At 65.6% G+C, this 13,819-nt stretch carries 11 protein-coding genes; 10 read left to right on the top strand and 1 reads right to left on the bottom strand.

The window, feature by feature from the left end; all coding sequences use genetic code 11:
* The first annotated feature begins 45 nt into the window (after window positions 1-45).
* From CSC94_RS16510 to CSC94_RS16465, 10 genes are all read left to right on the top strand, one after another.
* Entirely contained in the window at window positions 46-1,050 is a 1,005-nt protein-coding gene (locus tag CSC94_RS16510) for an ABC transporter substrate-binding protein (RefSeq protein WP_099307470.1), read from the top strand.
* Window positions 1,051-1,176: 126 nt separating this feature from the next.
* The gene (locus CSC94_RS16505; RefSeq protein ID WP_099307469.1) at window positions 1,177-2,064 is read left to right on the top strand and encodes an ABC transporter permease; all 888 of its coding nucleotides are present in this window, start codon (window positions 1,177-1,179) and stop codon (window positions 2,062-2,064) included.
* Window positions 2,057-3,103 carry a quaternary amine ABC transporter ATP-binding protein gene (locus CSC94_RS16500; protein WP_099307468.1) on the top strand — a complete coding sequence of 349 codons (1,047 nt, stop codon included), beginning with the start codon at window positions 2,057-2,059 and terminating at the stop codon, window positions 3,101-3,103. The genes CSC94_RS16505 and CSC94_RS16500 overlap by 8 nt, the downstream gene beginning before the upstream one ends.
* Window positions 3,104-3,554: 451 nt before the next feature.
* Window positions 3,555-4,595, top strand: a complete 1,041-nt coding sequence (locus tag CSC94_RS16495) for a DUF2778 domain-containing protein (RefSeq protein ID WP_245408391.1) — start codon at window positions 3,555-3,557, stop codon at window positions 4,593-4,595.
* Between the two features lie 137 nt (window positions 4,596-4,732).
* A complete protein-coding gene (locus CSC94_RS16490) occupies window positions 4,733-5,617 on the top strand; it encodes an alpha/beta fold hydrolase (protein WP_099307542.1) in 885 nt (294 codons plus the stop codon).
* 224 nt (window positions 5,618-5,841) lie between these two features.
* Window positions 5,842-6,510: a MarC family protein gene (locus CSC94_RS16485; protein WP_099307466.1), complete on the top strand. Its 669-nt coding sequence runs from the start codon at window positions 5,842-5,844 to the stop codon at window positions 6,508-6,510.
* A gap of 295 nt (window positions 6,511-6,805) precedes the next feature.
* On the top strand, window positions 6,806-9,067 hold the full coding sequence (locus CSC94_RS16480; protein ID WP_165784468.1) for a S8 family serine peptidase: 2,262 nt from the start codon (window positions 6,806-6,808) through the stop codon (window positions 9,065-9,067).
* Between the two features lie 744 nt (window positions 9,068-9,811).
* Window positions 9,812-10,927 carry a C4-dicarboxylate TRAP transporter substrate-binding protein gene (locus CSC94_RS16475; RefSeq protein WP_099307464.1) on the top strand — a complete coding sequence of 372 codons (1,116 nt, stop codon included), beginning with the start codon at window positions 9,812-9,814 and terminating at the stop codon, window positions 10,925-10,927.
* Between the two features lie 27 nt (window positions 10,928-10,954).
* On the top strand, window positions 10,955-11,494 hold the full coding sequence (locus CSC94_RS16470) for a TRAP transporter small permease (protein ID WP_099307463.1): 540 nt from the start codon (window positions 10,955-10,957) through the stop codon (window positions 11,492-11,494).
* Window positions 11,494-12,774 (top strand): TRAP transporter large permease, encoded by a 1,281-nt coding sequence (locus CSC94_RS16465; protein ID WP_099307462.1) that lies wholly within the window; start codon window positions 11,494-11,496, stop codon window positions 12,772-12,774. Before CSC94_RS16470 ends, CSC94_RS16465 begins: the two co-directional genes overlap by 1 nt.
* 10 nt (window positions 12,775-12,784) lie before the next feature.
* On the opposite strand, the gene CSC94_RS16460 is transcribed toward CSC94_RS16465, so the two are convergent.
* Window positions 12,785-13,699 carry a LysR family transcriptional regulator gene (locus CSC94_RS16460; protein WP_099307461.1) on the bottom strand — a complete coding sequence of 305 codons (915 nt, stop codon included), beginning with the start codon at window positions 13,697-13,699 and terminating at the stop codon, window positions 12,785-12,787.
* Between the last annotated feature and the right edge of the window lie 120 nt (window positions 13,700-13,819).

Genomic DNA, 13,819 nt, shown 5'->3' with positions numbered 1-13,819 from the left:
GCGGCAGCCCGCTCGTCGAGAATGGCCGCGCACAAGGGAACTGAAATGAACAAATTCCTTGCATCGACATGCCTCGCATTCGGCATTCTGGGAATGACGGCAATGGCCCACGCGGGCGAATGCGGACGGGTCACGATCGCCAGCATGAACTGGCAGAGCGCGGAGGTCCTGTCCTCGCTGGACAAGCTCATCCTGAACGAGGGCTATGGCTGCGAAGCCGAAGTCACGGTCGGTGATACCGTGCCCACGATCACCTCCATGGCCGAGAAGGGCGAACCGGACATCGCGCCCGAAGGCTGGGTCGACCTGCTGCCCGATGTCGTCAGGAAGGGAACCGAGGAAGGCCGGCTCGTCGCGGTCGGTTCGCCGCTGCCCGATGGCGGCGTGCAGGGCTGGTGGATCCCGAAATATTTCGCCGATGCCCATCCCGAGATCAGGACGATCGAGGATGTCCTGGCCCATCCCGAGCTCTTTCCGGATCCCGAAGACAGCTCCAAGGGCGCCATCTTCAACGGTCCCCAGGGCTGGGGCGGAACGGTCGTGACCTCGCAGCTCTTCAAGGCCTATGACGCGGAAAAGGCCGGCTTCGTGCTGGTCGATACCGGATCGGCCGCCGGCCTCGACGGCTCGATCGCCAAGGCCTACGAGCGCGAGCAGAGCTGGGCCGGCTACTACTGGGCGCCGACCGCGCTGCTCGGCAAGTATCCCATGGTCAAGCTCGGCCACGGCGTGCCCTATGACGCTGCCGAGTGGAAGCGCTGCAACACCGTTGCCGACTGCCCGGATCCGAAGAAGAACGACTGGCCCAAGGACACGGTCCAGACACTGGTATCCAAGTCGTTCGCCGACCGGGCCGGTCCCGAGGTGATGGATTACCTGGCCAAGCGCGCCTGGAGCAACGAGACGGTCAACGCGCTTATGTCCTGGATGACCGACAACCAGGCCGTGGGCGACGATGCCGCCAAGCACTTCCTGCAGGAAAACGAGGCCATCTGGACGGCCTGGGTTTCCCCCGAGGCCGCCGGGAAGATCAAGGCCGCCATCAAGTAGGCCAGCACCGCGAGGGCGGGAACCGGAAGCGGTTCCCGCCTTTTTCATTGGCCGGCGGCCCGGAACGCACCAGGGCTGCCGTCGCGATCGGCACGGCCGGGCAGAACGACATGAAAGGGGACCGGCATGGAATGGTTCATGTCCTTTCCACACCTCGACAACGGCTCACTGACGGCCCTCAAGAAGGCCATCGACAGCGGCTTCCGTGATTTCACCCGCGCCTGGGGTGGCGCCATCGAGACCTTTTTCGATCCGGTGAAGTGGTTTCTCATTCACACCGAGCGCTTCATGACCACGACCCCGTGGCCCATCGTCCTCGGCCTGATCGCCGCCCTGGTCTGGTTCGCCAGCCGGTCCTGGCGGATCACGCTCGGCTCCGTTGCCACGCTTCTCGTCATCGGCTTCTTCGACATGTGGGACGACACGATGAAGACGATCTCGATGACCTTCGTCTCGACCGTTCTGTCCATCGTCATCGGCATCCCGATCGGCATTGCCATGTCCCGCTCCAACCGGGTGCAGGCGCTCATCAGCCCCGTTCTCGACGTGATGCAGACCATGCCGAGCTTCGTCTATCTGATCCCGGTCGTCATGCTGCTCGGCATCGGCAAGGTGCCGGGCCTGATCGCGGTCGTCATCTACGCCATTCCGCCGATCATCCGCCTGACCAACCTCGGTATCCGCCTGGTCGACAAGGACGTCCTGGAAGCGGCCGACGCCTTCGGCTCGTCCGGCTGGCAGAAGCTGAGGAACGTGCAGATGCCCCTGGCGCTGCCGACCATCATGGCCGGCATCAACCAGACCATCATGATGGCGCTCGCCATGGTCGTAGTCGCCTCGATGATCGGTGTGCAGGGGCTCGGGCAGCCGGTGCTCAAGGCCATCGCCAACCAGTATTTCACGCTCGGCGTCTTCAACGGCCTGGCCATCGTCGGCATCGCCATGATCTTCGACCGTGCCAGCCAGGCCTATGGCAAGCGGCTGCAGAAGCACCAGGAGGTCGTCCATGGCTGAGCACGGCATCCCGATCGAGGTCAGGGACCTCTACAAGATCTTCGGCCCCCGCGGCGCCGACTTCGTCGACGCGGTCAGGGCCGGCATGTCAAAGGCCGAGCTGAACGAGAAACACGGCCACGTGCTGGGTCTGAAGGATATCAACATCCGGATGCCGGCAGGCGGCATCCAGGTGGTGATGGGCCTTTCCGGCTCCGGCAAGTCGACGCTGATCCGCCACATCAACCGCCTCATCGACCCCACCGCCGGGGAGGTCCTGGTGGGCGGCGAGGACGTGGTCCGGATGGACGCGCGGCAATTGCGCGAGTTCCGCCGCCACAAGACGGCGATGGTCTTCCAGAAGTTCGCCCTCCTGCCCCACCGCACCGTGCTCGAGAACACGGTCTATGGCCTGGAGATCCAGGGCCTGCCCCGGTCCAGGCAGGAGGAGGAAGCGCGCCGCTGGATCGACCGCGTCGGCCTGTCCGGGTTCGAGAACCATTACCCCAACCAGCTCTCCGGCGGCATGCAGCAGCGCGTCGGGCTTGCCCGCGCGCTGACCAACGATGCCCCGATCCTTCTCATGGACGAGGCCTTCTCGGCGCTCGATCCGCTGATCCGTGTCGACATGCAGACGGTGCTGCTCGACCTTCAAAAGGAAATCCGCAAGACCATCGTATTCATCACCCACGACCTCGACGAGGCGCTGCGCCTTGGCGACCGCATCGCCATCCTGCGCGATGGCGAGATCATCCAGCAGGGTACCGGCCAGGAGATCGTGCTCCGCCCGGCCGACGACTACATCACCAGCTTTGTCGCCGAGGTGAACCGTGGCCGCGTGATCCTCGCCCGCACCGTTATGCGCCCGCTTGCCGGGGAACCGCCCGCCGGACCGTCCATCGGCGCCGACGAGGTCCTCGAGACGGTGGCCCGGACGATGACCGGCGCATCGGTCTCGCAGGCCTGCGCGGTCGATGCGGCCGGCAAGCCGCTCGGCATCCTGGACATCCACGACGTGATCGGCGCCATGGTCTCCACGCAGGCCCCGCAACACGTCTAGCGCAATTCCGGCCGTCGCTGATGCCGGTTGGACGGCCACGGACGCAGGCCGGATCCGGCGCCCGCACTTCCTCCGTCATGCCGCCTCGGGGCGCCCTGTCCGTCACGGTCAGGGCGCCCTTTCGCCTCAGTATGGCCGGATTCGCATGGTTAGCGAATGGTTCGCACGAAGCGGTGTCGAAAGCTTTGCTTTACCAACATCTGCTATTCCTGCGAACGAACGGGATGCATGCCGCTGGCGAGATCGCCTGACCCGGAAGAGGGGAACGGTGCATGCGGAACGGGATTGGTACGGGCCTTGCGCGGAACCAGCCGCGCGGATGGACAGGGCGTTCCTGGAACGCCGCCCGGAACAGGATGATCGATTTCGACAGTCGGGGATGAGACATTTGACGGATGGGGTATGTGTATCGCGACCGGCAGGATCGCGGAGCCGCTTGAAGACAATGCCCGTGGCAGCCTGTGCCGGATCGCTTCTCGGCGTTCTCGCGCTGCTCGGCGCCACCGCGCTGATCGCCGGCGGCGTGGCCCGCTTTTCCACCTCCGTGGCACAAATGCCGGCCCTGCTGCACGCCTCGGCGGCCAGCGTCGATCCCCGCCGCGGCTACGAGGCCGACAGGGCCGCGCGCCCGGCCCGCATTGCGGAAGGTGATCGCGCCGCGCGCCTCGCCATGATCCGCAACGCCCGCGAGGACCGGTTTGTCCAGCGTTCCGCCGCAATCGACCCGCAGCGCTTCGCTGCCGTGCCCCTGCCGGTCCACCTGCGCCAGGCCTCCGCGCCGGTCACCGTCGCCAGCCTTGAACCGCAGGCGCAGCGGATGGCGGAGATACCGCTTCCGCGGCCGCGCCCGCAGGTCGCCGAGGCTACCGCCGCAATCGACGAAGCGCCGCAGGTGGCCACACTTCCCGCGCCCGACGTGACGCCGAGCCCGCGCCCGGAGCATGCGGCACGGAAGAAGCAGGGCCACAACGCCCTCGCCTATGCCAGTCCCGACGACGGCGCCGGCGAGGAAAAACCGGGCGGCATCTTCGGCCGCCTCTTCGGCGGCAGCGCCGCCGATGCTCTTCCCGGCCGCGCCAGCAAGGTCGCCGTCTACGACATCGGCTCGGCCACCGTCTACCTGCCGAACGGCGACAAGCTCGAGGCCCATTCCGGCCTCGCCCACATGCAGGACAACCCGCGCTACGTCACACAGAAGAACCGCGGTCCGACGCCCCCCAATCTCTACAACCTCGTCATGCGCGAAAGCCGGTTCCACGGCGTCGAGGCCATCCGCCTCCTGCCGGCCGATGGCCGCAAGAAGTACAACCGCGACGGCCTGCTCGCCCATACCTACATGTATGCCGGCGGGGGCAGCCGGTCCCAGTCGAACGGCTGCGTGGTCTTCAAGCGCTACGAACGCTTCCTGAACGCCTTCAAGCGCGGCGAGATCGAACGCCTCATCGTCGTGCCGAGCATGAAGGAACTGCCGACCTACGTCGCCGCGCTGTAGGTCAATTCCGGCATCCGCCATCCCGCTTCGCACCCCTCTGTTGCCTGCCGCACGCGGGCGCTGTACCTCTGCCTCCGGAACAGGATCCGCCGCACGGCGGCGCGGACGAGGGAGAGCGGCAGCACATGCAGGCGGGAATGGCAGCACCGGCAGGTCCGTGCGAATGCGAATGGGAGGTCGACGGCCTGCGCCTGACCGGACTGGCCTGGGGACCGGAAGACGGCACCCCGGTGCTCGCCCTGCACGGCTGGATGGACCACGCCGACAGTTTCCGCGAACTGGCGCCACGGCTGACCGGCTGCCGCGTCGTCGCGATCGACCTGAGCGGCCAGGGGCTCAGCGCCCACCGCGCCGCCCACGCCACCTACAATATCTGGGATGACCTGCCGCAGATCGCCGAGCTGCTCGACCGGCTCGGCTGGAAGGATTGCGTCCTGGTCGGCCACTCGCGCGGCGCCATCATCGCAACCCTGTTCACCGCAGCGCAGCCGGAAACCGTGCGCGCGCTGGTGGCGCTGGATTCCCTGGCGCCGGAACCGGCGGAACCCGGCAGCTTCGTACCGACCCTGCGCGCCTTCATCGAGCAGACCCGCAAGCAGAAGGCCCGCCCGCCGCGGACTTTCGGTACGAGGGCGGACTATGTCGAGCGCCGCCGCACGCAGGGCAATTCCGTCGAGGCCTCCGAGGCGCTCGCCGACCGCGCGCTGGAAGAAGGCCCCGAGGGCTTCCGGATGCGCGGCGACGCCCGCCTGTTCGCCTCCTCCGCCGTCAAGCTTACCGGCGACCACGTCGAGGCCGTGCTGCAGGCGATCCGCTGCCCGGTACTCAACATCTGGGCCGGCGACGGCATCCGCAGCCGGCGGCCCGCTGCCGATGCCATGGCAAGGCTCGGCGAAACACTGATCCCGCGCTACGAAACGGCGCAGGTTCCCGGCGATCACCACTTCCACCTCGACCCCGACGGGGCGAGCGCGACCGCCGAAGCCATCCTGGATTTCCTCGACCGCCACCACGCCCGGTAAAGCCCCCCTCGACCGGCAGACAGCCCGCCTTTCGGGGCGCATCCCGCTCCAAGGATCGGGCAGGGAACCAGTTTCCTGTTGCGCTCGTGCCAGCCTGCTTCATAAGGTCAGGCCAACAACGTCAGCGGTCTCCGTTCCGGGATCACGCGCATGCCGCCGCGGGCGGGTCGCGCCGCCGATCCGGCCGGACCGTCATCAACCTGCCAGCGGGAAAGCAGCGCGCCATGGACTGGGCGGCCCTCACGAAGGACTTCATCACCCTGGTCGTGGTTATCGACCCGGTCGGCTCGATTCCCGTCTTCCTTTTCGCGGTCCAGCACGTTCCCCGCCACCTGCATCGGCGCTTCGCGCTGAACGCCGTCGCGATCGCCGCGGTCGTCCTGCTGGCCTTCCTCGTCGGCGGCCAGTTCCTTCTGGAAACGCTCGGTCTCCGCTTCGGGTCGTTCCAGATCGCCGGCGGCATCATCCTGTTCCTGTTCGCCATGACCATGGTTTTTGGAGAGTCCAAGCCTGCCCGCGAGATCGAGGAAGCGGAACGCGATCACCTCGCCGGGGCGGTTTTCCCGCTGGCCATGCCGTCAATCGCCTCGCCTGGTGCCATGCTGGCCATCGTCATCCTGACCGACAACCACACCGAATCGATTGCCGAACAGGCGATTACCGCCGGCCTGCTCGGACTCGTCCTCCTGCTGACACTGGTTCTCCTGCTCGCGGCCAGCGTGGTCCACAGGGTCATCGGCAATACCGGCGCCAGCATCATCAGCCGGGTGATGGGCATCGTCCTGGCAACCATCGCTATCGATTCGATTCTGGGCGGCCTCGATGCGCTTGGCGTCCTCGACGTCGCGCCGGCCCCGGTCGAGAGCCCGCTCACGCAACCCGCGGCAGGTTAGAACCGGGTCGGGAGTTGCGGTCACCTTCCGGCATGGCGCCGGGATGGCTTGGTCCTTCAACCGCTCGCCCGGCAATCCGCGCAGAAATTCCGGGCCGGAAGTAATCCGTGCATCGCGATTTCAAAAGAAGCCCGGCCGGGGCGGCATGTTTCGAAATAAAGAACCGGTGACTATTGAGTCGGTCTTGTTTTCAAGTAAAATTAATCAAGTATTTAAAAATAACCATATGTGGGCATCACATCGGGAGGGACATGGCATGAGACCCGTCTGGAATGGAATCTTTCGCAGTTTGAGCATGATCGCCGTGCTTGGAATGACAGTCGCGTTCCTCGGCACCGGCACAACGGGCACCCTGGCCCAGCAGGCTGATGCTCTGCCGCTGGCGGCGCCGACGCTCGACAAGATCGCGGATGCAGGCCGCTTGGCCAGCATGATGGCCGGCAACCCCGCCGGCCGCTATCGCGTCATCATCCAGTATGGGAATTCCGATATCGGCGCCCCGGATGCCGCCGGCTCCCCCGAAGACGACGCCCTCTACATCGCCCGCAACCACGCCCTGCAGGACCTCGTCCTCTCCGACGTGTTCGGCTCGTCGCAGGCCGTCGTCAGCGGACCCCTGTCGGATGTTTACGGCACGAAGCGGTCGGACTACAGCCAGATGCTCGTCATGAACCTGACGGCCGAGGAAATCGACCGCGTCGCGGCGAGCCCCCGCGTACGCTACATCCGTCCGGATGTTGCCGTCCCGCCGGCGCTCGACGAGAGCACGGCCCATATCAACATGCCCGCGGTCTGGACCGCCGGCGGTACGGGCACCGGCCGGACGGTCGCGATCATCGACACCGGCGTGAAGAAGACCCACGAGTTCATCACGCCGTCCCGGGTCGTCTCGGAAGCCTGCTACAACTCCAATGTTGCTGCAAACAACGCAACGTCCCGCTGTCCCGGCGGCGCGGAAAGCTCCACGGCCGCGGATTCGGGCGCGGATTGCTCCGAGACCTTCGCAACCGGGTGCAGCCACGGCACTCACGTGGCCGGCATCGCCGCCGGCAACAATACCAACCGCCAGGCCGGCGAACCCCTGCGCGGCATGGCCTACCAGGCCGGCATCATCGCCATCAACGTCTTTACCAAGTTCGACAACACCGGCGCCACGTCGGCGGCTTGCGATCCTGCCGCCAATCCCTGCGTACTCGCCTTCACGTCCGATATCACGCTCGGCCTGGAACGCGTCTTCGCCTTGCGCAACACCTTCAGCATCGACGCCGTCAACATGAGCCTCGGCGGCGGCGCCTTCTCCACCCCGTGTGACAGCGACCCGAGTGCTCCCATCATCACGAGCCTGCGCAATGCCGGGATCGCGACGGTGATCGCGGCGGGCAACGAAGGCCTTGACAGCCAGGTCGGTTCCCCGGGGTGCATCTCGAATGCCATCACCGTGGGTTCGTCGCTCGACAATGCCGATACCCGGTCCGACTTCTCCAACTGGGGCACGCTCATTGACGTCGTGGCGCCTGGCTCCAACATCCTGTCATCGGTCTTCGGTCCGACCGATGGCAATACGACCACTTATGAGAACTACAACGGCACCTCCATGGCCGCGCCGCACGTGGCCGGGGCGTTCGCCGCGCTGCGTGGCCTGTATCCGACCAAGACCGTCACCGAGATCGAGAACGCCCTGGAATCCACCGGCATCCCGATCACCTCGGCCGGCGTAACAAAACCGCGCATCGACATGCTCGCGGCCTGCAATGCGCTGGGCGGCGGCACCTGCGGCGGTACACCAAGCGGTCCGGTCGTCGCGTCCGTCCTGCCGACGGCCCGGGCGACGCAGACCGGAACGGCCGTGACGGCCTTCGCCACCATCATCAACCCGAACGCCACCGCGGCGACCGGCTGCAGCATCGCCCTGCCGTCCGCCATCGCCGGAACCACCTTCCTCTACCAGACGACCAACGCGTCCAACGTGCCCATCGGCACCGCGAACACGCCGGTCAACATCGCCGCCGGCGGATCGCAGGGCTTCTACTTCGCCCTGTCGCCGACCGCAGCCGCGTCGAGCAACATCCCGCTCGTCTTCGACTGCGCCAACACCGCGCCCGCCGGCACGATCTTCGGGGTGAACACCTTCCAGTACACCGCTTCGACCACGCCGATCGCGGACCTGGTGGCCATCGCCGCGACAGCCGGCAACACCGGCTACATCTCGATCCCCGGCACGACCGGCCAGTCGGCGGCCTCCGTCGCCGCGATCAACATCGGTGCGTCGCAGACCGTCACGGCCAGCGTGACCGAGCAGGCCATCGGCGGAACCGACCCGAACATGCCGGCCACGCTGACAATCTGCCGGGCCAATTCGAGCGGCGTCTGCCTGACCACGTTTGCGGCCAGCACGTCGTTCACGGCGACGGCCGGGCAGACCTACTTCTTCGTGGTCCTCGCCCAGGGGTCGGGCACGGTGGCCGACAACCCGGCTACCAACCGAGCGCATATCTACTTCCGCAATGCGAGCTCGCAGGTGGTCGGAGCGACCAGCGTGGCCGTCCGCACCCAGTGACGCGGACGCGCCAAACCGCGCACAACCCGATCCCGTTGAAAATGGCCAGGCATAGTCCTGGCCATTTTCATGTTCGGGGGCCGGCTCAATTCGCCCCGCGCCGGAGACCCCCCAGCCCGTCCATGCGCCCCTGGCCAATCTCGTATCGTGAGGCACGACCGCTCTTCCCTCGACAGCAACAGGGGACAGTCCTGTGCCCGATCTTCCATGATGTTTCTGCATGATCACCATGCTCGCAATCGATTTCCCATCCACCCGGCCGCGCTCGACGCAAGCCGGACCCCTGTGGAGACAGTGGAGGTGGGCCGCAATTTCCCAATGTTTTCAAACGACGGGGAGTGGACCGGCTCCATGCCGTTGCATGCAAGGGCCGGGCCGCCCCGGCACCCCGGAGCCCGAGCAGCCATGCGGTCTGCGGTTGCCGTCGCGGTTGACATTTATGATGCACGGAATAACAGTTATATTACATAAGAATTAGCATGTGCGGCGTTTGAAGAAGGCATGCTTCGCGCTTTTTGCCGGTCGGCGCTGCGGACCGCAGGCATAGAAGCCGCGAATGCGTATCATGCTGAATCTTCATTATTGTACGTTCTTCACATGTCATTTCTTGATGGATGTGGCCGGACCGCCAAGGTGGCCGCATGGGGTTGAGGAGGAACCGGTTCCGGCCGGGTCCGATGCATTGCTTGTCCTGCCCGCCCCCAATGCCTGTGGGCGCCGGGCATCAACATCTGGGAGGATGTCATGAGGAAGTCTGTTCTGGGAATGCTGGCCGGTGCCGCCGTCGCGGTTATGGCCACGTCGGCCGCCAACGCCGAGACGATGCGCACCACGAGCGCGTTCGGCCCGTCGCACGTACAGGCCACGAAGGTCTATCCGAAGCTGTTCGAGAAACTGAAGGAATTCACGGGCGGCCGCTGGGAAGGCGTCGATACGCCCTCCGGCCTGCTGTCGCCCGGCGAGATGAATGCCGGACTGCGTGACGGCGTTTCCGACATGGGCCCGGTCATCCTGCCCTATTTCGCGGCTGACTACCCGGAGTCCGGGCTCGTCGCCGAACTGTCCGTGGTCGGGCGGGACAACCGCGCCATCGCCGGTGCGGTGACGGAGTACATTGTCAATTGCGCCGAATGCCAGGCGGAGTTCAAGAAGTTCGGCCAGGTCTATCTCGGTGCCGACGCCACCACGCTCTACGCGCTGCTCTCCACCAAGCCGATCCGGACGCTGGACGACATGAAGGGCCTTCGCATCCGCACGGCCGGCGCCGTCTTTACCCGCCTCGTCGAGGCCCTGGGCGGAACGCCGGCACAGATGCCGTCGAACGAGCTCTTCGAGGGTTTGAGCCAGGGCGTCATCGACGCCACCTATTCCTCGATCCCGGACCTCAAGAACGCCCGTCTCTACGACGTCGTGAAATACGTCACCGAGATCAACCAGGGCGTCTTCAACGCCGCCGCGACCAACAACGCCTCCAGGATGCTGTGGGAACGGATGGGCCCCGAGGACCGCAATGCCCTCGCCCATGCCGCGCAATATGGCCAGGCGCTCGGCATCGAAGGCTGGCGCGAGGCCGAGGCCGAGGCACGGGCCGAAGGGGCGAAGAAGGGCATCGAGTTCATCACCCCGGATGACGCCATGCTGAAAGCCGCCAACGCCTTCACCGAGCAGCACCTCGCCTCCGTCGTCGGCACGCTCGAACAGCGCGGCGTCACGGATGCCGGCGCCAAGGTGGCGAAGTACATCGCGCTCGTCGAGAAGTGGGAAGGCCTGGTCAAGGATGTCCGGACGACCGACGACTATGCCGAGCTCCGCTATCGGGAAATCTGGTCGAAGATCGACTTTTCCAAATACGGCGAGTAACCGGCCGGCCGGGAGCGGACTGACGCCATGCGTGGATTCGAGACCTTTGTTTCCAGGGTGACGGTCGCCTTCGGCGGCCTGATCCTCTGCCTGATGGTCGTCCAGATCATGCTGGACGTGTTCATGCGCCAGTTCGCCGGGGCCGGATTTCCGGCCACGGCCGAACTGGTGGCGAAATACTACATGGTCGCGGTCAGTTTTCTCCCGATCGCCTTCACCGAGATCAAGCGCCGGCACGTCGAGGCGACCATCTTCGCCGACGCGCTGCCGGCTCGGGCGAGGCCCGTCCTGCTGTTTGGCGGCTTCGCCCTGTCGCTGGTCATTTACGCTCTTATAACCTTCGGCACGGCACGTGAAGCGCTACGGCAGACCAGCCAGGGCGCCTATGTCGAGACAGGCACCATGAATTTCCTGACCTGGCCGAGCTACTGGATCCTGCCGGTCGCCTTCGGGCTGATGAGCGTCGTGCTCCTGCTCCGCCTGGTCGGCATGGCCACCGGCAGCTATGTCGACCATGCCCATGACCCGCTCGAGGAACTCGATTCCCACGCCGGGGAGACGCACTGATGGATCCCCTGTCGATCGGTATCCTGTGTGTCGTCTGCGTCCTGGCGCTGATTGCGCTTCGCGTTCCCATCGCCGTGGCGCTGATCACCGTGTCCTTCTTCGGCATCTATGGCGTGACCGGGCAGATCCCGGCCATGAGCATGCTGTCGACCGTGCCCTACAATTCGTCGGCAAGCTGGACCCTGTCTTCCGTTCCGATGTTCCTGCTGATGGGCTTCGTCACCTACCATTCCGGCCTCACGCGCGGCCTGTTCGACGCGGCGCGGGTCTGGTGGGGCTGGCTGCCCGGCGGCCTTGCCATCGCATCCCTGGCGGGCGCCGGCGGCTTCGCGGCCGTCACCGGCTCCTCCGTCGCCTGCTCGGCCGCCATCGGCCGCATCGCCGTGCCAGAGATGCAGCGGGCCGGCTACGACATCCGCATCGCCACCGGTGCGGTGGCGGCCGGCGGGACCATCGGCGCGCTGATCCCGCCCTCCATCCTGCTCATCCTGTTCGGCATCTACGCCGAGGTGTCGATCAATGCCCTGTTCCTCGGCGGCTTCTACGTCGGCCTGCTCTCGCTCGCCCTCTACATGGCGGCGGTGTTCAGCGTCTACCTGATGGCGCCGGAACGGCTGCCACGCGCAAGGTCCTACACTTTCGCCGAGAAGCTCGGCGCGACGCGGGAAATCTGGCCGGTGCTCGTGCTGGTGATTGCCGTTTTCGGCGGATTGTTCACCGGCTATTTTACCGCCACCGAGGCCGGCGCTGTCGGCGCCTTTTTTTCCATAGTTATCGGGATTGTTCAGCGATCCCTGACCCGCGAGCGCTTCGTCGAGAGCATTGTCGACACGCTCCTGTCGAGCGGCGGCCTCTTTGTCATCGCGGTCGGCGCCAACCTGTTCACCCGCCTGGTTGCCATGTCGGGCCTGTCGCACGAGATCAGCCAGTTCATCGAGGGGCTCGGCCTCGGAACCACCGGCGTGCTGATCGTCATCACGCTGGTCTATCTCCTGCTCGGCATGTTCCTCGAGCCAATCGGGGCCATGCTGCTCACCCTGCCGCTGTTCCTGCCGATCATCGGCATGCACGGGATCGACAAGATCTGGTTCGGCATCCTCGTCGCCAAGCTGCTGGAGATCGGCATGATCACGCCGCCGGTCGGCCTGAACGTGTTCGTCATCCACTCGGTGTCGAAGGACTTCGTGCGGCTCGAACAGGTGTTCGCCGGAATCATCCCCTTCCTGGCGGCCGACCTGATCCTCGTCGCGCTGATGATCGCGTCGCGGAGCCTCTTCTAGAAGTGCTCGGTCAGCCTTCGGGCACTTCGGTGATCGCCGAGACCAGCTGATCGCGTAGCCAGCGATTCGCCTGGTCGCTGTCGGAGTTGCGGTGCCAGTAGAGATAGAACTCGATCTCCTGGACGTCGAAAGGCAATGGCAGGAAGCTGTTGCCGTGAAGCCGGTTGGACCGCCTGGCGAAGGTTTCGGACATGGTGAGAACGAGATCGGAACGGGAAACGACGTCCATCGCCGTGCCGAGCTGCTGGCAACGCAAGGCGATCGTGCGGCTCTTGCCGAGCCGTGACAGGGCGATATCCTCCGGCCCCAACCCCTGCCGGCGGGTCGAGACGATGATGTGCCGCTGCGCAAGGTAGTCGTCCAGCGTCATGCCCCGGTGAGCCAGCGGGTGATCCTGGCGGACGACCACGACCGACCGGCCGCCGGACATCCGGCGGCGCATGATCGTTTCGGGCAGGGGAAGAAAGATGTCGACGGCGACGTTGAAGATACCGGCGGCGAGGTCGGCTTCGATGTTGCGGCGATCCAGCAGGACGGACGACAGGCCGATACCCGGCGCCGTCTGCTGAAGGCGTTCGGCCAACGGGCTGAACAGCAGGTTCTCGGTCAGCGGATGGATCCCCAGCTTGAAGGTCATGCGCGCCGTCGCGGGTTCGAATCCCTCCAGGTCGGCAAGCGTCGTCTCGATGGTCTGGAGGGCGCGCCGGACAGGGCTGATCATCTTGTGCGCGGCGGGCGTCGGCACCAGCTTCTGCCCCTGCCGCACGAACAGCGGATCGCCGACATGATCCCGCAGGCGCGCCAGCGCGTGACTGATGGTCGGTTGAGTCAGGTTGAGCGTTTCCGCGGCCTTCGTCACTCCGCTCTGCGTGTAGATCGCGTCGAAGACGACGAGGAGATTGAGATCGACCCTGGATATATGCATCGATTTAATCTCCTGACATATGAAACATTCATTTCACATATATTGTGCGAGTGCCCACTATGCGCGTCAAGCGGAATGTGGATGGTCGCTCTGCGCGCCGGGCTTCCGCGGGAGGACAGA

Origin of the sequence: Zhengella mangrovi (assembly GCF_002727065.1) — a bacterium.
Classification (GTDB): domain Bacteria; phylum Pseudomonadota; class Alphaproteobacteria; order Rhizobiales; family Rhizobiaceae; genus Zhengella; species Zhengella mangrovi.
The sequence above is the reverse complement of the archived record's forward strand: the minus strand, read 5'-3'. Positions and strand labels throughout refer to the sequence as shown.